This is a genomic window from Pseudomonas sp. BNK-15 (genome assembly GCF_047456105.1).
In the GTDB taxonomy this organism is placed as follows: domain Bacteria; phylum Pseudomonadota; class Gammaproteobacteria; order Pseudomonadales; family Pseudomonadaceae; genus Aquipseudomonas; species Aquipseudomonas putida_E.
Window position 1 is genome coordinate 4,646,125 of the sequence record NZ_CP179898.1, and the last position, 20,935, is coordinate 4,667,059.

Consider the following 20,935-nt stretch of genomic DNA (forward strand, 5'->3'; position numbering starts at 1 on the left):
TGATCGGCCGTGTTGAGCGCCGGCACTAGCGTCCGCGCATCGGCGTCTGAATACAAGGCAAACCACATACAGTAGCGGTGGGGTGCGCTTGGCGAAATTGCTCGATGGCCTTCTTGCATGCTACCTGCATATCTCGTTGAAAGTCGTCGTTGATCTGTCCCGCGTCACTCATGCAAAAAACACATGAATTCATCCACAAGCCACTTAGCCCTTGTAGTAAAAGTGCTGCAGAGGGTATATGGAAAGCGTTTGTAAAGTATATTCCCGCTTTAAGCCCCGCCGTTGGTTTTACGACCATGCTCGCCTTCAGCCGGCGCAGGGTAGGGGGCTGGCCACCCGTCAACTCGATACGAAACTCTGCAAAGGCGTGCTCAAGTTCGGTGTACTGCTGCAGCCCTTCTTCGGTGAACAGGTAGCGGCCTGGGATGTCGCGCCATTCCATCGGGGTGTGTATCAGTTCTCGGTCAGTCGCATTCAGCAAGGGCTCCAGTTCGATGCCCAGCTTCAGGGGCGCGGGGGCTTTTGCCTTCAGGCTGTCGATGATCAGGCGAAGTTTCAGTGGCTGCTGTGTGAGCGTTTCGGTGTTCATTTTCAGCCTTGGTTGGAAATCGTGCCTATCAATTTCGGAGTGCCACGTTCGCCACGGTTTGGGGTGAGGTACTGCATCGCCTCGCCCGTGCGCGAGATTGCGTCACTCAGCTCGGTGGGGAGCAGCTTTACTCATAAAAACCTCGGCTGGCTGTAGCGGCGCCAATTCGAAAATCGTGTACCGAGTCGACTCGCTGCCCAGTGGCAAGCCAAAGCTGTCGGCAAGGGTCTTGCCGGACCTGGCTGCCGCCTGCAGTTCTTCGTGGGTTGTGAAGAACGGTCCTTTTTGCCAAGGGTTCTGCATGGCCTATGATCATGATGCTCAACCCTTTGGATGCAGTACTAACCATTTGCCATCATTGCCTGATCGCAATTCCCTGCGGAAAATGCCGCAGCCGGGAAATTTATCTCACGAACGGTGGTCACACATCTGCATAGCGGCCATACGCTATCAATGGCTCCACTTACGCCCCCCCCCTGCAGTGCTTGCCGGGGCACGTGGCAGGCACGCCACTCTTCAAAGGACTGTGATGTAGAAAATGGACCTTTTAGCCAACGTCCCCAACTGGAGCGACATCGAGCGCAACCTCGACCAGAAGTTCAGTGAGGTGAACCAGAGCATCAACCAGGGGTTGCAGAGCGCCCATGACAGTTGGGATGGCTTCACCCGACGCGTCAGTGTTGGCGCCAGCCAGGCCTATGGCTACATGGGTGGCCACCGCATCGACAACGTGCAGCACGCGCTGGCGATGTCGTATCCGATCTTCCAGGAAGACCTCAAGCGCAAGTGGGCCTCGATCGGTATCGAGCAGATCCTGCCAGTGCTGCTGCAGTTGGTGAAGGACGTGTCGATGATCCTCGGTGGCAGCATTGCAGTAGGCTCTGCAGCAGGCGGCGCAATCGGTGCCCTGGCCTTTGGTGTGGGTGCGGCGCCTGGTGCCGTGGCGGGAGCTGGGATCGGCCTGGAAGTTGGCAACCTGATCCTCCTGGCGCTGGGCCTTTCGGCAATCGCCGAGTACTTCATCAAAGGCTTGCCCGCCTGCCTGGCCACGCTTCAGGAGGGGATCGCCACCGCCTGGAATGCCGAAGAAGGCGTCAAGCCTGCCGGGCTGGACCCAACGGGAGGCTCGGCGGCGCTGATCCAGGAGCGCATAGAGCGTGCCGCCCGACAACTGGCTCGTGGCCAGGAACAGTTGGTGCTGCTACTGCTGGTAGGCATCGTCACCTACCTGCTGCGTGGGCAGATGAAGGCCGGCATCATGGGCAGCTTGGAGAGCGTCGCCAGCCGCAGTGCTAGGCTTCAGGCGGATATCGCCAACAAGCAGTTTGGCACCTGGCTGGCGAAGAACGAAGCCAGGCTGCTGGCCCATCCGGACCTGCAGATCAAAGACCCGACCCCTCTCAAAAAGCCTGAACTGCCAGAGCCAGTTCGTCGCCCGGAACCAGCACCTGCGGCCAAGCCCGTCGCCAAGCCGGCGGTCATGTCCTTGCGCGATGCTGTGGGGAGTCAGACCGCAGACCGCTGGATCTCAACGGGGAGGCGTACTGCCGACTTCACTGACCCCAAGCGTTCTGCCATGCTGACGGACGACCAGATCGGCGCGTTGCATGGTTATACAACCAATGAAGGTTACCAGTGGATCAACCCGGCGCTGCGCGGGCAAACCCCGCTCAGCCCGCAGATGGAAGCGTTCGTCGCGCATGCGAACGACGGCCTTGCGAAGCTGCCATCCTACGTGTTGGGTGACACCTACCGCGGTACCACACTACCGGGCGATGTCCTGTCCAGGATGCAGGTTGGGCTGCCAACCAGTGATGCAGCTTTCTTGAGCACATCTGCAGACCCGGCCCTGGCCTTCAGCGGCCATGTGAGGATGACGGTGCAGGGCGTCACTGGCAAAGACATCAGCTTTCTCTCGGGCCACAAGGAAGCTGAGGTATTGTTTGGGCCTGGCACGCGCTTCAATGTTGTCGACAGGGTCGACAATGGCTCCGTTACCCAATTCATTCTCAAAGAAATCCCATGATAGATCTAAGAAGCTCAAACGCATTGCTGGCCGACTACGTGCAACGTTATGCGCATCTGTACCCGGAACCTTCCCGGCAGTTGCAGCAGCGGATGGACTACAGCCTGCAGTCGGATGCGCCTGCGACGCAGAAGGTCAAGCCGCGCTGGCTGCAGTCAAGAATCTGCACGTTGACATCCGAGCACGCTTTGGACCGCGCCAAAGGCGCGCTACTGGGCTTGGCCATTGGCGATGCAGTCGGCACTACGCTCGAGTTCCTGCCGCGTGACAGGGAGCACGTCAACGACATGGTGGGTGGTGGGCCGTTCAAGCTGGCTGCAGGCGAGTGGACAGATGACACCAGCATGGCCTTGTGCCTGGCAGACACCTATGTAAGCCAAGGCAAGTTCGACTACGCCACCTATGCGGATGCGCTGGTGCGCTGGTATCGGCGCGGGGAAAACAGTGCCAACGGCCGCTGTTTCGACATCGGCAGCGCCACACGCAACGCTCTCGAGGGCTGGCTGCGCGAAGGCATTACCTGGCAAGGCAACTACGACCCGTCCACTGCAGGCAATGGCTCGCTCATCCGCCTCGCGCCCACGGCGATCTTCCGACGGCACTCGCTGTCTGCGAGCTGGTGGGAAAGTGTGACGCAGAGCAGCGTGACCCACAATGCCGACGAGGCAACGAACTGCTGCCAGCTGCTTGCTGCGCAACTTCATCTGGCGCTCAACGGTGCAGACAAGGAAGAGACTCTGGCACCGGCCGTGCGGTCGTTGCGCCCCCGCCCGATGATCATCAATGCGGGTGAGTACAAACAAAAGAGCCGCGGGCAGATCCGCTCCTCCGGCTATGTGGTCGACACCTTGGAAGCCGCATTGTGGGCGGTTTGGAGCACCGACAACTTCAAGGACGCGATCCTCATGGCAGCCAATCTTGCCGATGATGCCGACAGTGTCGCAGCCACCGCCGGCCAGCTGGCGGGTGCGCTGTACGGCGTGTCAGGCATGCCGCCGGAGTGGGTGGAGAAGGTTGCCTGGTCGCAACATATCCAGGCATTGGCAGCCAAGTTATTCGAGCTTTCGCCGCAATTGGACGAGCTGGACGGATTGCTTTACGGGCAGCGCTGAAAGTGCAGGCAAAAATGTGAGCTGCGCCACGAATTGGTACATTTTTTTCTGGCGGCTGCGGATGCCGCAACAGTTGCGATGCGTGATTGAAGTCGAACTAATCGACGGCCTTGGCGACGACCGCACAAAGCCATGCAGGTAGCCGCCTAAGCCGGCACAGCAGGCGTGCAAGAAACAGCGCAAGCTGCGTGGATGATGGCTATATGGCATTGCACTGATTGCATGCAAGTCACGGATTTCGCGGCCCGCAGCAAGTTGACAGGGTAGCCTTTGGCGGTGTTTTCTTTGTCCTTTACTGGTCGGCGATGTGCCCGAACGTGACAGGCGTCGCGTTTCTGGCAACGCGGCACGGCACTTTTCCGGGTGCTGACGGTCGCATGAACCCGCGGGACGCGCGCGACTCACGCCCCCGCATGAACATAGTTGTCGCTGAGCATCGCAAGTGCGTGCTGGCCGTGTTTTCAAGGAGATTTCGCATGATCATGGACCTGGCCTCCGCGCTGCTTTCGCCGCAGAACCGCCGCCTGTTCAAGTTTCATAACCTGGCCAATCCAGAGCAGGAACTGCTGCTGGAAACGTTCAAGGGCGTCGAAGCCCTGTCGCGGGCCTTCAACTACGAGTTGCTGCTGGTGTGCGAAGACTCTGGCGTGCCACTGAAGTCGATGATGGGCCAACTGGTCAGCATTGAAATCGAGCTTGCCGAAGGCGGTCCACGGTACATCACTGGCTACCTCACGCGCTTTTCCAACATCGGCAGCGACGGCGGCATGGCCCGTTACACGGCCACCCTCAACCCGTGGTTCTCGATGCTCAAGAATCGCTTCGACACGCGTATCTTCCAGGGCAACACGGTCGAGGAAGTGGTCACCGAAGTGTTCGCCCTGTGCCCGTCATTCTCCCGTCATGAGTTCCGCCTGACCCGCCCACAGAAGCGCTATACCTACATTACCCAGTACCGCGAAACCGACTTCAACTTCGTCCAGCGCCTGCTGGAGGAAGAGGGGATGTTCTACTACTTCGAGCACACCGCCGAAGGCCACACCATGATCATCTGCGATGACTCCAGCACGCTGGTGGACATCCCCGAGCAACCGCAAATCCGCTTCCACAGCGCCTCGGTAACCGAGACCGCCGACTCCATTACCCAGTGGAGCGGCAACCGCCAGTTGCAGGCCGGCAAGATGGCCACGCAAACCTTTGACTACCGCCAGCCGAGCAACCGCCTGCCGGTGGCGATGAACAGCAAGAACAAGCAGGGCGAGGTGGAAAGCTTCGAGGTCTACGACTTCCCCGGCCAGTACACCCACGGCACCTACGACGAAGGCGAAACGCTGCTGCGCCTGCGTATCGAAGCCCTCGAACTGCGCGGCAAGAAGTTCGAAGGCGCCAGTAACTGCCGGGCCATGAAGCCTGGGTTTACCTTTGAATTACTGCAGCACTACGCTCACGACCAAGGCGCCGTTGAAGACCGCCAATTCCTGCTGATGAGCGTGGAAAGTGAAGGCCACAATAACTACCTCAGCGGCCAGCAGGCCAGCTATTTCAACACCTTCACCTGCGTGCGCAAGAAGATCCCGTTCCGCCCGCAGCTGAGCACCCCACGGCCGACCATCTCCGGCCCGCAGACCGCCATCATCGTCGGCCCGCCAGGTGAGGAGATCTTCACCGACGAACTGGGCCGGGTGAAGATCCAGTTCCACTGGGACCGCAACGGCAAATACAACGATCACAGCTCCTGCTGGGTACGCGTCGCCCAGTCCGGTGCCAGCGGCGGCTTCGGCAGCATTTTGATCCCCCGCGTCGGCGACGAAGTGGTGGTGGTGTTCCTCGACGGCAATCCCGACCGCCCGCTGATCATGGGTAGCCTGTACAACAGCAGCAACACCCCGCCCTGGTCGTTGCCGGCGAACAAGACCCAGAGTGGCTTCCTGACCCGCTCGATGAAGGGCGACGGCGGTACCGCGAACTTCTTCCGCTTCGAAGACAAGGCCGGCGCCGAGCAGATCATCATGCACGCCGAGCGCAACATGGACACCGAGATCGAACTGGATGAGACCCATGATGTGGGGAACAACCGGACGATCACGGTGGGGGGCGCACACACTGAGACCATCAAGGACAACACGGTGGTCAACGTCAAGGAAGGGTCATACACCCTGCAGGTAGATAACCAGTTCATTCAGGTGGGCGCCAAGCAGCACATCATCCTCCAGGTAGGGGAAAGCAGCATCAAGTTGACGCCGGAAGGCATAGAAATCAAAGGCAAGGTCATTACCACGACCAGTACCGATACCACGCAGATCACCGGCGCGGCAGTGCGGATCAACGACTGAGGGCAGGCCGATGTACAAACCCTCCATCTACGACCGCATTTCTGCCAAGCGTGAAGCGCAGCAAGAGGCCGCGCGCCTCGCCGAGCTGGCCGAGCTTGCGGCCAACCCTGAGCCAGTGCCAGAGCCCGAACCGGTGCCTGTCGCCTTGCAGGACGTTACCAGCAGCTTCACCTTCGGTGGCTTCAATCTGGCGTTCCCGACGGCTTATCGATTCCGTGATATCCAGACCACCCTCGAGCATGAAGGTGAACCGGTCACGCTCAACATTCGCCGCCGTGATGTGCGCGCCAGGCAAACCTTGGAGCAACTGTTCGACGCCGCGATCCAGGCCTTGCGCGAAATGAACCCGCAGTTGCGGGTGATTCGCCAGCAAGATTGCCGCGTCGCGGGTAACCCGGCCAAGGCCGTGGACTTTCATTTCAACGCTGGGCACGAAACCCGGCACGGTCGCCTGGTGGGGGCGCTGGTACCTGTTACCGGCAGCGACAATCTGCAATGGCTGGACATTTCTTGCGTGATCGACCCGACCAAGCCTGGCCTGAGCCTGTGGCTCGCCGACTTTGACCGCATGCTCGATGGCCTGGCACTGCGCTGACCCATCCCCAATTTTGCTATCAGGAATTTTTATCGCATGGACTATGAGTTGCAAGAAGGCGGGATCTCGCTGCCGGACGGGTTTGATGACCGCACTGTAAACATGTTCGTTCTCGGTGCCAGTGTGCCAGCGCCCTTGAGCATCACCATTTCGCGCGACACGCTGTTGCCCGACGAAGCACTGCAGGCTTACGTCGATCGACAGATCAAGATGCTCACGTCCAAGCTGCGCGGATACACGCGCATGGGCAACAAAGCCGTTGCGCTGTCGACCACCGCACCTATCCCAGGCATCCAGATCGACGCTTACTACATGAACCAGGGCCGCCCGCTGTATCAGCGCCAGGCAGCCTTCCTGATCAGCCCCGGACGTGCGCTGATCTTCTCGACCACCGCACAGGCAGATTTCAGCCCTCAGCAGAACGAGGACTGGGCAAACCTGCTGGCCAGCTTCACCCCGCGCAACCCCGTCGTGACCAGCGCCGAGCCCGGCGAGCAGGAGTAACCCCTCATGTTCGAAGCGGCCAGGTTCGGCGACGATATTTCGCACACTAGCGCTCTGGGGGGCTTCCTGATCGGGGCTGCCCTGGGCATCGCGCTGGTGGCCACGGTGGCCATCGCCACCTTCACCTGCGGGTTCGGCGTGGCCTTGCTCGCCGGCATGGCGGCCGGTATCGGAGGCAGCTTGCTGACTGCGGCCGGGGAGGCGATAGGCAGTATGTTCTCATCCCCCTCAGGGACGATAACCACTGCCTCACCCAACGTCTTCATCAACAGCCGCAAGGCCGCGCGGGTCGAGAAAAGCATCGGTGCCTGTGACAAGCACCCAGGGCCCGTACAGATCGCCGAAGGCTCGACCAACGTCTTCATCAACAGCGTGGCGGCGGCCCGCAAGGGCGACAAGTTGACCTGCGGCGCGACCATCTCCGGCGGCTCGGACAACGTCATCATCGGCGGGGGTACATTCCGCTATCTGCCGGTGGACGACGAAATCCCGAAATGGCTGCGCACGACCGTAGACGTGCTGATGGCCGTTGCCGGTGCCGCCGGCGGTATCGCCCAGCTGATCAAGGCCGGCACCCAGGCCGGCATGAAAGCCGTCATGCCCTGCGCCCTGAAGTTCACCGCAGGCTTTGTAGCCGGCGAAGTCGCCAGCCGCTACGTAGTTGAACCGGTAGCGCAGCGGGCCATGGGCGCCCTGACCGGTAACCCGGTAGACCTGACCACCGGCCGCAAACTCATCCCCGACGAAATCGACTTCAGCCTGCCCGGCCTGATGCCCATCGAGTGGTCGCGTTTCTACGCCAGCGACCTGATGGTCGACAGCGTGCTCGGCCGCGGCTGGGTACTGCCGTGGGAACAAAGCCTGCGCCGCAAGGGCAGCTTCATCTACCTCACCGACAACCAAGGCCGCGAAGTCCCGTTCGTCTCGCTGCAGCCGGGCGAACGCATCTACAACCCGCACGAGCAGGTGTACCTGGTGTGCACCGAGGGCGGCCACTACATTCTGCAGACGCTGGACAACCTGTTCTTCTACTTCGGCGAAGTGCCAGACACCGACACCGACGTGCCGCTGCAGCGCATCGAAAACGCCCTCGGCCACTTCCTGCACTTCACCCGCACCGCCGAAGGCACGCTGACCGACATCAGCGCCACCGGTGGCACCCGCGTGCACCTGCATTACGACAACCCGCTGGGCCGGCTGACCGACATCAAGCGGGTGGTGAACAACGAAGCGGTCGAAACCCTGGCTCAATACCGCTACGACGAACACGGACAGCTCAGCACGGTGATCAACCGCAACGGCGACACCGTGCGCAGCTTCAGCTACGCCGACGGCGTAATGGCAAGCCACAGCAATGCCCTGGGCCTGACCTGCCATTACCGTTGGGAAACCCTCGACGGCCAGCCCCGCGTGGTCGAGCACTGGACCAGCGACGGCGAACACTTCCATTTCCGCTACGACTTCGCCCAGCGCATCAGCTGGGCCACGGACGTACTCGGCCGCGAGCTGGAGGTGCAGTACAACGCCGACCACCGCGTGTTCGCCAGCCGCGACTACGGCGGTGAGCGCTACGCCATCGACCTGGACGATTTCGGCAACATGGTCGGCCTGACCCTGCCGGACGGCAACCAGTTGGGCTTCAAGTACGACGAATACGCCCGCCTGCTCGAAGAGACCGACCCGCTGGGCCGCACCATCGCCTACGAATACCACCAGCTGACCACCCTGGTAACCAAGGTCACCTACCCGGACGGCAGCACCTGGCAGGCGCGCTACGACGACAAGGGCAACCTGCTCGCCGAAACCGATGCCCTTGGCCACCTGACCGAGTACCTCAATGGCGAAGATGGTTTGCCGCACACCATCATCGATGCGACGTACAAGTCCAAGTACCTGTGGTGGAACACCCTTGCCCAGGTCGAGCGGTATCAGGACTGTTCGGGTAAAAACACCTATTACCGCTACGACGACCGCCAGCACCTGGTGGCCGTGACGGATGCGCTGCACCAGACCACCACGCTGGAACGCAAACCGGACGGGGAGGTGGTCAAGGTCAACCATCCGGACGGCACGGCAGAGACGTTTACCTACAACGTCTACGGCCAGGTGCTGACCCACACCGATGGCAAGGGCCAGACCACGCGTTTGCTGCGCACCGCCCGAGGCCTGCCGAGCAGCCGCCAGGATGCCAAAGGTCAGCAAGTTCGCTACGAGTACGACAAGGCCGTGCGCCTGACCGCGTTGGTCAACGAAAACAGCATGCCGTACCGCTTTGCCTACGATGCGTCGGACCGGCTGATTGAAGAAGTGCGGGTGGACAACCTGACCCGGCGCTTCACCTACAACGACGGCGGTCATCTGACTCGGCTGGATGAAATTGGCTACGGTGAGAACGGTGAACAGCCGCAACGCGAAACGCTGTTCGAGCGCGACCCCATTGGCCGGCTGATGGCCAAGCTCAACCGTGATGCGCGACAAGACTATGCCTATGACGATGTTGACCGGTTGCTAAGCATTCAGCGGCAACCCAGCGGCATCGGCAAACAACTCGGCATCACCGAAGAAAAGCTGGAATACGCCTACGACCTGCTGGGGCGACTGACCCAGGAAATCACCCCACAGGGCGTGCTCTGCTACGAATACGACCCACTGAGCAACCTCACTACGCTGACCCTGCCGGACGGGCGCAAGGTCAACCATCTGTACTACGGCAGCGGCCATCTGCACCAGCTGAACCTGGACGGCCAGATCATCAGCGACATGGAGCGTGATGACCTGCACCGCGAGGTGTACCGCACGCAGGGCAAACTCACCAGTTGCTTTGGCTACGACGCCATGGGGCGCAAGGCTTGGCAGTTTGCGTCTACCCTGCCTGCAGAAAAGCTGTCGCAAGTGCAGAACCCCGGCATCAACACCTCACTGCTGGTGGAGCACGCCTACAACCCGATTCACCGTCGCTACCAGTACGACCCGGCGGGCGAATTGGTACGCACGCTGGATAAGCTGCGTGGCGAAATCAAGTACGAATACGAAGCCAACGGCCAGTTGCATAGCCGCGATACCGGCTCGCTTATAGGTAGCGAAGAGTTCCGCTATGACCCGGCCGCCAACCGCCTGGACTTCAATGCGCGGCAGCTGGAGAAGGTCAAGGACAACCGTATCAAGCGTTGGCGGGATCAGGAGTACCGCTACGACCCGTGGGGCAACCTGATCGAGAAGCGCTCGGGACATAGCAAGCTTCAGAGTTTTGCCTATGACTGTGAGAACCGGCTGGTGCGTGCCGAAACGCTGGTCAACGGCAAGCCGGAAAGTACGGGCACTTATCGCTATGACAGCTTGGGGCGGCGGATTGCCAAAACCGCTGAAATCGAAGGCGCGACGGAGCAGAAGCACTTCCTCTGGCAAGGGCTGAGAATGCTGCGTGAGGAGACGCCGGGGCAGAGCATTCTGTATCTCTATGAGCCGGGTAGCTATGCGCCGTTGGCACGGGTGGATCAGGCGGAAGGGGAAGAACAGAAGATCTATTACTTCCATAACGATCAGATTGGTACGCCGCTGGAGCTGACTGATAGTCAGGGCGAGATTGTCTGGCAGGCGACGTATCGGTCGTGGGGGGCGATTGAGCAGCTTGCCGTCCATGAGGTTGATCAGTACCTGCGGTTTCAAGGGCAGTACTTCGATAACGAGACAGGGCTGCACTACAATACCTTCAGATACTATGATGCTGAGAATGGTCGATTCGTTACTCAAGATCCAATCGCACTGTTAGGTGGAGTTAACCTTTATCAGTACGCTCCAAATCCCTGTGTTTGGATTGATCCGTGGGGATGGGCATACAAAGGGGTCGACTTTACTGGGTCTCCTGACTTGTTCCCTGTAAGCGGGAATCAGAAAAATATCGTGACCATAACCATGCAAGGTTCAAGGGGGCGTGATTTTACACAAGCGTTCAAAGAGGCAGGAATCAAGAGTTCAAACCCTGCTGTCGATGATTATACATGGCACCATGTAGATGACTTTGATCCCAATACCGGAAAGACGACGATGCAGCTGGTAAAAACTTCAGCGCACGAAGCGACATTCCCTCACGGCGGGTCAGTATCTCAATTCGAAAAACACTTCGGATTGCGTTCGGGAGAATATGGCAAATCAGAGGCCATTGCGATTTCTCAGGACAAAGGATGGCTAAAAGGTAGAGCGCCAAAAGCAAATGCTGCGACGTGTTAATTTGAGAGGATAATATGCTGCAAGTGAAACTTTCAAGGTCTGAGCGAGAAGTTGATCATAATGATTTGGATCGCCTGGAAGCTCAGCTTTCTGCTCGATTGCCAAGTTCTTTTAAACAATTTTTTTTAGCTAATAATGGTGGGGTATCGGATAGAGACTGGTGGGACAGTGGCGACGATTATGATCCTGTTCGGGTCAAGAGGTTTAAAGCTATTGCTCCTTCTGGAGTTGCAGATGAGTTGGAGACTAAATATATCGGGGGCTGCTATTTGGCGATGACCGGTCGACAAGTTATACCTGTCACCATTTTGCCCTTCGCCATCGATGATGGTGGAAACTTTTTTTGTCTCGATTTAGTAGAAGGTTTTGTATGTTTTTTTGCCGTGGACGGTTTTGATCCTAATTTGTCAGTCGCCGAGAATCACGTGAGAGCCTATCGCTGGCTAACAAGCTCTTTCGAGTTGTTTGTATCGGGCCTCAAAGACGAGTCGGAAGTTGATTTGTAGTGAGTGATCTCAGTCGGCCGAAGGGTTAATTACTTTGAATGCTGTCTAACGGACTCTCAAGCTTCCTGATCTTTAAAAAAAAGTTAAATTTAGGGAGGGGTGCTTCGCCCCTTTCTGAGTAACCACATAGTACCCACAATTATACCCGGGTGGGCGATCACCGCTGCGTAATCGCCAGCCCGACTACGGCGGCGAGCGCTACTCGATCGCGCTGGACGACTACGGCAACATGGTCGGCCTGACCCTGCCGGACGGCAACCAGTTGGGCTTCAAGTACGACGAATACGCCCGCCTGCTCGAAGAGACCGACCCGCTGGGCCGCACCATCGCCTACGAATACCACCAGCTGACCACCCTGGTAACCAAGGTCACCTACCCGGACGGCAGCACCTGGCAGGCGCGCTACGACGACAAGGGCAACCTGCTCGCCGAAACCGATGCGCTGGGCCAGATGACCGAGTACCTCAACGGCGAAGATGGTTTGCCGCATACCATCATCGATGCGACGTACAAGTCCAAGTACCTGTGGTGGAACACCCTTGCCCAGGTCGAGCGGTATCAGGACTGTTCGGGTAAAAACACCTATTACCGCTACGACGACCGCCAGCACCTGGTGGCCGTGACGGATGCGCTGCACCAAACCACCACGCTGGAACGCAAACCGGACGGGGAGGTGGTCAAGGTCAACCATCCGGACGGCACGGCGGAAACCTTCACCTACAACCCTTACGGCCAGGTGCTGACGCACACCGATGGCAAAGGCCAGACCACGCGCCTGCTGCGCACGGCACGCGGACTGCCGAGCAGCCGGCAGGATGCCAAAGGGCAGCGGATTCGCTACGAGTACGACAAGGCCATACGCCTTACCGCGCTGGTTAACGAGAACAACGCGACGTACAGCTTTGCTTACGATGCCTCGGATCGGCTGGTGGAAGAAGTGCGGGTGGACAACCTGACGCGACGCTTCACCTACAACGACGGCGGCCATCTGACCCGGCTGGACGAAATTGGCTACGGCGAGAACGGTGAGCAGCCGCAACGCGAAACGCTGTTCGAGCGCGACCCCATTGGCCGGCTGATGGCCAAGCTCAACCGTGATGCCCGTCAGGATTATGCCTACGACGAAGTCGACCGGTTGTTGAGCATTGAGCGACACCCAACCAGCATCGGTAAGCAGCTGGGCATCGCCGAAGAAAAGCTGGAGTACAGCTATGACCTGCTGGGGCGACTGACTCAGGAAATCACACCGCAAGGCGTACTCGGCTACGAATACGACCCACTGAGCAACCTGACCACGCTGACCTTGCCAGACGGGCGCAAGGTCAACCACCTGTACTACGGCAGCGGGCACCTGCACCAGCTGAACCTGGACGGCCAGATCATCAGCGACATGGAACGCGATGACCTGCACCGCGAGGTGTACCGCACGCAGGGCAAGCTCACCAGTTGCTTTGGCTACGACGCCATGGGGCGCAAGGCTTGGCAGTTTGCGTCTACCCTGCCTGCAGAAAAGCTGTCGCAAGTGCAGAACCCCGGCATCAACACCTCACTGCTGGTGGAGCACGCCTACAACCCGATCCACCGTCGCTACCAATACGACCCGGCGGGCGAATTGGTACGCACGCTGGACAAGCTGCGCGGCGAGATCAAGTACGAGTACGAAGCCAACGGCCAGTTGCACAGCCGCGACACCGGATCATTGGTGGGCAGCGAAGAGTTCCGCTACGACCCGGCCGCCAACCGCCTGGACTTCAATGCGCGGCAGTTGGAGAAGGTCAAGGACAACCGTATCAAGCGCTGGCGGGATCAGGAGTACCGCTACGACCCGTGGGGCAACCTGATTGAGAAGCGCTCGGGGCATAGCAAGCTTCAGAGCTTTAGCTATGACTGCGAGAACCGACTGGTGCGTGCCGAAACTCTGGTCAACGGCAAGCTGGAAAGTACGGGCACTTATCGCTATGACAGCCTGGGGCGGCGGATTGCCAAAACCGCTGAAATCGGCGACACCTCGGAACAGAAGCACTTCCTCTGGCAAGGGCTAAGGATGTTGCGTGAGGAGACGCCGGGGCAGAGCATTCTGTATCTCTATGAGCCAGGTAGCTATGCACCGTTAGCGCGGGTTGACCAGGCGGAAGGGGAAGAGCAGAAGATCTATTACTTCCATACCGATCAGATTGGTACGCCGCTGGAGCTGACTGATAGTCAGGGCGGGATTGTTTGGCAGGCGACGTATCGTTCTTGGGGCGCGATCGAGCAGGTGACGATTAATGAGGTGGAGCAGAATCTGCGCTTCCAGGGCCAGTACTTTGATAGCGAAAATGGTCTAAATTACAACACTTTCCGATATTACGATCCGGAAGTAGGTAGATTTACCACTCAAGATCCCATTGGAATTGATGGTGGATCCAATCTTTACTTCTATGCTCCCAACGCTGTAGCGTAGGTCGATCCATTAGGGTGGGTAGCGGAAACTGCACCTGGTTATTTTGTTTACGCTTTGTATGATAAAGGCGTTAAAGATCCCTACTATATTGGGATTACTGATAACGTAACGAGACGCCGTGGTGAACATGCTGTCAGCGGCAGATTGAATGGCGGAAAGATGAAGGTTCTTGATCGTAATGTAACCTACGGGCAGGCGCGTGGCTATGAGCAAGCCTATATTGAGCATCATGGAACTAAAACTGGTGTTGTAGGTGAGGCAATATCGGATAGCAATAGAGGCAACAAAATCAACTCTTATGATCATCAAAGCAAAACAAGATCAGCGAGTCGACAGCAATATTTCGAAAATAGCTACAATGAAAAGACATCTAGTCTCGGTGGTAAGAAGTCAACGTCGAGCGCCGTTGCCTGTTGAGGAGGTTAATGATGGGATGGTGGAATGTGCCCGGAAATAACGAATTAGTTGTCGGAGATATTCCTTTAGACCGAATTGGGAAGCTGATGGAGGAGCTTCAGGAGCTTTATCTCGAATCCTTGGGTAGACGTCCTGCGCTTGGTGAAGTACGTTATATGATTGAGTTATCTCTCAAGGTTAATGGCCCCGGCTTGTTTGATGATATGGAAACTGGCTCAGATAAATGTGAGGATGCTTTACTGCGCAAAAATAAAACCATCAAATATACTTCGGGCGATATCCTTGCTTTTAAGATTGATGAGAATGAGTATGGGTTTGCGAGGCTGATAAGAAAGATAGAGCTGGGTTATGTCTCTGAAATTTATTGTGAGACTGCTGCGTCGCCCAGTGAGGGGTTATCTGTCATAAAAAAAATAAAAAAATTCCCGGTTATATTAGATACTTTCTCCTTGTTGGAAATGGGAGAGGGGGAATGGTCTGTGATCGGCAATGCGAAAGGAGAAAATGATGATAAAGTAGATGGGTTGAGGTTTGTGTTTGGTACTCCACCATTCGACTTGAAAAGTATTGATGTAAATGAGGATGAGAAAAAAATATCAGAGAATGATTCTTTAGGCCTGCCTCCTTATGAGCAGATGGGCGACGAAGATGTTAAGGAGCTTTTTGAGGTGAGTTGAATTATATTGTTGGCGTGGCGTTTTGAATTATTTCATGGGCGAAATTTAAACTCGAATGCAGTATTGGCCCTGTCTGTAGCTTGATGATGATGGTCTGGTAAATGAGTTGCGATGGTATAAGTTTTTATTTTCTTCACTTCCTGTAAGTCTTTGAGTCTCGGTGTCGATTTAGAGTGATGCTCAGCTGCTGATTAAATACTTGAGTGACGATCTTTAAAATTGTTGAACCGGAGGCGGGTGCCGACTTTGTTTCATTCGCTTCCATTTTTCTTGAGGGCCGTCTGACCGGTCTAACGGGTGGTCAACAAGCAGGCCGTGGAAACCCTGGCTCAATACCGCTACGACGAACACGGACAGCTCAGCACGGTGATCAACCGCAACGGCGACACCGTGCGCAGCTTCAGCTACGCAGACGGCGTAATGGCAAGCCACAGTAATGCCCTGGGCCTGACCTGCCATTAACGCTGGTAAACCCTCGACGGCCCCTGGTTTTGGGTGTTAAAAATATTCAAAGCTGGGCGAGCTCCGGGCTTCAAAACGGGCTGTTTAAGACCGATCCATCTCTTTTAGGTTGCTGTGAGTTCTTATGAAAGAATTTTATCTGCTCAGTGCTGCGGAAGGCGACGATGTTCCGCTTTTCTTTGATGAGAAGTGGATCCCGGAATTGCCGGAGTTCAATCAAGTAATTGCGAATCCTGACGTATTGGATTTTTCAAGCTCCTATGAAATGAAAGCCGACTTGAATAATCTTCACGTCGATGTGATATTTGAGCAGTATCTCGCGTCATCGGAATTCATTCGAATGTGCGAAAATTTTCATTGTAAGTTTCTGAGCATTCCTGTGATGATTTCGCTTCGCGGCTCTGCGAAGCCTAAAAAGGATTATAGATTTTTCTGCGTCCTTAGTAGATGTTCATTGCTAGATGTTGATCGATCTACTTTTGAATTGGTGGGTGACGGACTTTTGCGCCCAGAAAGCGAGCGCCAACATATGTTGCCATTATATGCTCGAATAGATAGGTTTTCCCCGAGATCAGATGTAGAGTATGATTTATTCTACTGTGAAGAATTGAAACAAATGGTCTGTTCTTCTGTGTTTAGAGAGGCATACTTAAAAAATAGTTTCATAGGGCTCTATTTTGAGAAAATTGATGAGGGATTTGTATATGCTCCGTGGGGTTGATTTCGCAAGGTCAAGCACTTCTAAGACCGCACGGGCAGAAGCACCCACTACCGTTACATGAGGAGCTATATAGATTAATTGGAAATGAAAATCATCGCGAGCGTGGAACCTTTAGCATGTAGTGAGCGCGTATTTGATGATGGAGTAACTGAGTTGAAATATGCTCTGGGTACCAGGTCTCCGCTGTAACGAAGACAACCGCGTCGTCGCCAGCCGCGACTTTGGCGGCGAGCGCTACGGCATGGACTTCGATGCGTCCGGCAACATCATCGGCTTCACCTTGCCGGACGGCAATCGCCTTGGGCTCAAGTACGATGACTTTGGCAGGCTCGTCGAGGAAACCGATCCACTGGGCCGCAAGATCAGCTACAAACACCACCTCGCCACGCCACTGGTAACTGAAACCCGCTTCCCCGATGGCAGTATCTGGAAGTCCCGTTACGACGGCAAAGGCAATCTGATTGCCGAGATCGACCCACTTGGCCACAAGACCGAGTACCTCAACGGTGAGGATGGCCTGCCGCACACGATCATCGATGCGAACTTCAAGTCCAAGTACCTGTGGTGGAACACCTTCGCCCAGGTCGAGCGCTTTGAAGACTGCTCGGGCAAGAGCACGTACTACCGCTATGACGAGCGTCAGCACCTGATAGCCGTCACCGACGCGCTGAACCAGACCACCACGCTGGAGCGCAAGCCGGATGGAGAAGTGCTGTGCATCCACCACCCGGACGGCACAGCAGAGAGCTTCACCTACAACACCCTTGGCCAAGTGCTCACCCACACCGACGGCAAAGGCCAGACCACACGGCTGCAGCGTACGTCGCGCGGTTTGCCCAGCAGCCGCCAGGATGCCAAAGGGCAGTGGGTTCGCTACGAGTACGACAAAGCGCTGCGCCTGACCGCCCTGGTCAACGAGAACAGCGCAGCCTACCGCTTTGCCTATGACGCCTCGGACCGCCTGAGTGAAGAAGTGCGGGTGGACAACCTGACCCGGCGCTTCAGTTATGACGCTGGCGGCAATCTGGTTCGCCTGGACGAAATCGGCTATGGCGAAAACGGCGAGCGCCCGGAGCGCGATACCGTATTTGAGCGCGATGCGATTGGCCGCTTGCTGGCCAAGGTCAACCGCGATGCACGCCAAACCTTCGAGTACGACGAAGCCGACCGGCTGCTGAGCATTCAACGCCACCCGACGGATGCCGGCAAGCAGCTCGGGGTCACCGAGGAAAAGCTGGAATATGCGTACGACTTGCTCGGCCGGCTGACGCAGGAGATAACCTCCAACGGCAAGCTGGGCTACGAGTACGACCCGCTCAGCAACCTGACCACGCTGACCCTGCCAGACGTGCGCAAGGTCAACCACCTGTACTACGGCAGCGGGCACCTGCACCAGCTGAACCTGGACGGCCAGGTCATCAGCGACATGGAACGCGATGACCTGCACCGCGAGGTGTACCGCACGCAGGGCAAGCTCACCAGTTGCTTTGGCTACGACGCCATGGGGCGCAAGGCGTGGCAGTTTGCGTCTACCCTGCCTGCAGAAAAGCTGTCGCAAGTGCAGAACCCGGGCATCAACACCTCGCTGCTGGTGGAGCACGCCTACAACCCGATTCACCGTCGCTACCAGTACGACCCGGCGGGCGAACTGGTACGCACCCTCGACAAATTGCGTGGCGAGATCAAGTACGAGTACGAAGCCAACGGCCAGTTGCACAGCCGCGATACTGGTTCCCTCGTAGGCAGCGAAGAGTTCCGCTATGACCCGGCGGCCAACAGGCTCGACTTCAACGCTCGGCAGTTTGAGAAGGTGAAGGACAACCGCATCAAGCGTTGGCGCGATCAGGAGTACCGCTACGATCCGTGGGGCAACCTGATCGAGAAGCGCTCGGGGCATAGCAAGCTGCAGAACTTTGCCTATGACTGTGAGAACCGGCTGGTGCGTGCTGAGACAGTGGTCAACGGCAAGCTGGAAAGTACGGGCACTTATCGCTATGACAGCCTAGGGCGGCGGATTGCCAAAACCGCTGAAATCGAAGGCGCGACGAAGCAGAAGCATTTCCTCTGGCAAGGGCTGAGGATGTTGCGTGAGGAGACGCCGGGGCAGAGCATTCTGTATCTCTATGAGCCGGGTAGCTATGCGCCGTTGGCGCGGGTGGATCAGGCGGAAGGGGAAGGGCAGAAGGTCTATTACTTCCATACCGATCAGATCGGTACGCCGCTGGAGCTGACTGATAGTCAGGGCGAGATTGTCTGGCAGGCGACGTATCGGTCTTGGGGGGCGATTGAGCAGCTGAAGATCAGTGAGGTCGAGCAGAATCTGCGGTTCCAGGGCCAGTACTTTGATAGCGAAACGGGGCTGCATTACAACACTTTCAGGTTCTATGATCCTAATGTTGGCCGATTTTTGACGCAGGATCCTATAGGTTTGGCAGGCGGCTTGAATATATATTCGTACGCTGAAAATCCTATTCAAGAAATCGATCCCCTGGGGTGGTGCTCTACGAAACTGGGCAATAACATGGGGGCCAGAAAGGGCGATGGAATGGCTAATCATCATTTAATCCCCGAAGAAATCATGAAAAAGCCTCGTTACGCGAAAATGTTTAGCAAACTTCGATCAATGGGTTTTAATGATGATGGTGCTTCCAATGGTATATTTTTACCGGGTAGTAAGAAGTTAACGCAAAATATAGATTTGCCTGGGCATTGGTCAAATCATGCTAAATATACTAAGATCGTGGAGACTAAGGTTTCTGCTTTGAATGACGCCTTTAGGGCTGGTAAGATTTCTGATACGCAATTGGTCTTAGGTATAGGTAAAATTCAAAGTTTCGCGAGAGAAAACCTTACAAATAATACATTTGTAGTGGATGCGATCACTGGGAGGCTTTTGTGAGTAGTTCCAATTATTACGTTTTGCGCTATAATCCGAAAGATAGTGGCTGTCCAGTCGTGCTGTCGGGCTTCTTTAATTGTACTGAATTTGAATGGGATCCATTTGAACCAAACCCTATGGGGTTGAGTGTAGAAAAGAAATATGTTTTAAAGCTGTCCGGATTGGAAATGGAGTTATCTGAGTTAGAGTTTGATTACTATAGCATAGGTGATACCTATGTTTCTAAAAGGTTTTTAGAGGTTTGCGATAAGGTCGGGGGAAAGTACAAGGCTATTCCTTTGGAGATAACCTATAAGGAACAGTCTAGAAAAGGAGATTTTTTTATTTTCCTTCCTGGTGAAAGTTTGGCGGCTCTGGATAAGGCTGAGTCGTTGTTCGAGACATCCAAGGACCTGGAAACCGGCCTCGAAATTGAAAGTCATATATATCCTGGGGCTGTGAATATTGATGCTATAAGTAAGTTTGTGGTTTCCCCGGAGCTGCAGTCGGAAATTTTTAGATGCCAGGAAACCTTAGAGCTATTTTGTAGTGAGAGCTTTAAGTCAGCGGCAACTGGCTTGAAGGGTGTTTCGTTTGAAATAGTTGATGATACTTACTCGTATGATGCATGGACTGAGTTGAGAGATATTTGAAGGTTTTGAGTGTGTTTTGCAAGGAGTAAGGTATTTTCTATTGTTGTTCATTACGCCAGATCCTTAAAAATATGCAGCTGGGTTGGTGCGGCCTAGCCAGTGGCAGGGCCAGCGTTGTTTTTTTCTGGCGCTTAATGCTGAAAATTAGCACAACGAGGATAGATTTTGTGGTGCGGGGTCTTAGGAGCTATGGCGCGTTTATTCGGATGTCACGAATTCAGAATTTCATGAGCTGATAGCTCTAAATAAATTAATGTATCCTGGGGTGCGTAAATAAAAAGTTGTGTGGCATGAAAGACAACCAGTTTGTAGAGGCAGTGTTTGGCGAGCTTTTTTACAAAAACTTTGAATAATACAAAGAGGCGCTCCTAAAGCCAGTCAACAAGGATGATGATGCATATGCGCGTGCACGAAATGCTTTGTCACTACTTGACAACACTCAAAAGCAAGATGTTATTGGTTTTCTCAAGCTGGTCATTGCAGATAGCGCCTCCGTCATTCTCGGAACCTTAGATGGGGTTCATTATCCAGATAACCTGGTGGGGGATTTTGTATTAAGTTGCGACAGCGAAGAGATTCAAGGTGATTTGCAAGATATTTTCATTGACAAAGCACAAGAGGAAAATGTTTATGGCTGATCGGAGGTGGTCTGTGCCTCCGGTATGGCTGGCTTAGGTGTCGAAAAGTTCTTGATCAAATGGTGTGGTGTTGCGATATGATCTTTAATAAATGGGGTTATTGAAATTAGAAGGGGCTGTAATGGTCCCTTTTTTGTTTATTTTGTTAGGGCTC

General features: G+C 55.9%; 14 protein-coding genes and 3 pseudogenes. 15 read left to right on the plus strand and 2 right to left on the minus strand.

Translation table 11 applies throughout. The features are described 5' to 3' along the window. Positions 1-25: 25 nt before the first annotated feature. Positions 26-589: a hypothetical protein gene (locus ACMGF5_RS21255; protein WP_414157163.1), complete on the minus strand. Its 564-nt coding sequence runs from the start codon at positions 587-589 to the stop codon at positions 26-28. Between the two features lie 102 nt (positions 590-691). Continuing rightward, positions 692-892, minus strand: coding sequence for a hypothetical protein (locus ACMGF5_RS21260; protein ID WP_414157164.1), 201 nt, complete (start codon positions 890-892; stop codon positions 692-694). Between the two features lie 235 nt (positions 893-1,127). Here ACMGF5_RS21260 and ACMGF5_RS21265 point away from each other — a divergent pair, with 235 nt between their 5' ends. The 15 genes and pseudogenes from ACMGF5_RS21265 (at position 1,128) to ACMGF5_RS21335 (ending at position 20,781) form a co-directional block, all read left to right on the plus strand. Beyond that, positions 1,128-2,615 carry a DUF6861 domain-containing protein gene (locus ACMGF5_RS21265; RefSeq protein WP_414157165.1) on the plus strand — a complete coding sequence of 496 codons (1,488 nt, stop codon included), beginning with the start codon at positions 1,128-1,130 and terminating at the stop codon, positions 2,613-2,615. Beyond that, complete coding sequence (tri1, locus tag ACMGF5_RS21270; protein WP_414157166.1) at positions 2,612-3,727, plus strand: ADP-ribosylarginine hydrolase Tri1; 1,116 nt, start codon at positions 2,612-2,614, stop codon at positions 3,725-3,727. The genes ACMGF5_RS21265 and tri1 overlap by 4 nt, the downstream gene beginning before the upstream one ends. 476 nt (positions 3,728-4,203) lie before the next feature. Then, complete coding sequence (gene tssI / locus ACMGF5_RS21275; protein WP_414157167.1) at positions 4,204-6,060, plus strand: type VI secretion system tip protein TssI/VgrG; 1,857 nt, start codon at positions 4,204-4,206, stop codon at positions 6,058-6,060. A 10-nt stretch (positions 6,061-6,070) separates the two neighbouring features. Further along, positions 6,071-6,655 carry a DcrB-related protein gene (locus ACMGF5_RS21280; RefSeq protein WP_039602379.1) on the plus strand — a complete coding sequence of 195 codons (585 nt, stop codon included), beginning with the start codon at positions 6,071-6,073 and terminating at the stop codon, positions 6,653-6,655. A gap of 36 nt (positions 6,656-6,691) precedes the next feature. Beyond that, positions 6,692-7,159, plus strand: coding sequence for a DcrB-related protein (locus tag ACMGF5_RS21285; RefSeq protein ID WP_039602378.1), 468 nt, complete (start codon positions 6,692-6,694; stop codon positions 7,157-7,159). Positions 7,160-7,165: 6 nt separating this feature from the next. Then, positions 7,166-11,386, plus strand: coding sequence for an RHS repeat-associated core domain-containing protein (locus tag ACMGF5_RS21290; RefSeq protein ID WP_414157168.1), 4,221 nt, complete (start codon positions 7,166-7,168; stop codon positions 11,384-11,386). 14 nt (positions 11,387-11,400) lie between these two features. Beyond that, on the plus strand, positions 11,401-11,892 hold the full coding sequence (locus ACMGF5_RS21295; protein WP_414157169.1) for an SMI1/KNR4 family protein: 492 nt from the start codon (positions 11,401-11,403) through the stop codon (positions 11,890-11,892). 181 nt (positions 11,893-12,073) lie between these two features. Continuing rightward, positions 12,074-14,335: pseudogene (locus tag ACMGF5_RS21300) on the plus strand (RHS repeat-associated core domain-containing protein); the annotation flags it as partial. Between the two features lie 159 nt (positions 14,336-14,494). Further along, a complete protein-coding gene (locus tag ACMGF5_RS21305; protein ID WP_414157170.1) occupies positions 14,495-14,752 on the plus strand; it encodes a hypothetical protein in 258 nt (85 codons plus the stop codon). Between the two features lie 8 nt (positions 14,753-14,760). After that, positions 14,761-15,429 carry an Imm26 family immunity protein gene (locus ACMGF5_RS21310; protein WP_414157171.1) on the plus strand — a complete coding sequence of 223 codons (669 nt, stop codon included), beginning with the start codon at positions 14,761-14,763 and terminating at the stop codon, positions 15,427-15,429. 297 nt (positions 15,430-15,726) lie between these two features. Continuing rightward, complete coding sequence (locus ACMGF5_RS21315) at positions 15,727-15,891, plus strand: hypothetical protein (RefSeq protein WP_231386198.1); 165 nt, start codon at positions 15,727-15,729, stop codon at positions 15,889-15,891. 124 nt (positions 15,892-16,015) lie between these two features. Then, entirely contained in the window at positions 16,016-16,612 is a 597-nt protein-coding gene (locus ACMGF5_RS21320) for a hypothetical protein (protein ID WP_174141382.1), read from the plus strand. Positions 16,613-16,799: 187 nt separating this feature from the next. Further along, positions 16,800-19,511, plus strand: a pseudogene (locus tag ACMGF5_RS21325) (RHS repeat-associated core domain-containing protein); the annotation flags it as partial. Next, positions 19,508-20,143 carry an imm11 family protein gene (locus tag ACMGF5_RS21330; RefSeq protein WP_196914422.1) on the plus strand — a complete coding sequence of 212 codons (636 nt, stop codon included), beginning with the start codon at positions 19,508-19,510 and terminating at the stop codon, positions 20,141-20,143. The pseudogene ACMGF5_RS21325 and the gene ACMGF5_RS21330, both read left to right, overlap by 4 nt. 290 nt (positions 20,144-20,433) lie before the next feature. Further along, positions 20,434-20,781, plus strand: a pseudogene (locus ACMGF5_RS21335) (hypothetical protein). Positions 20,782-20,935: the final 154 nt, after the last annotated feature.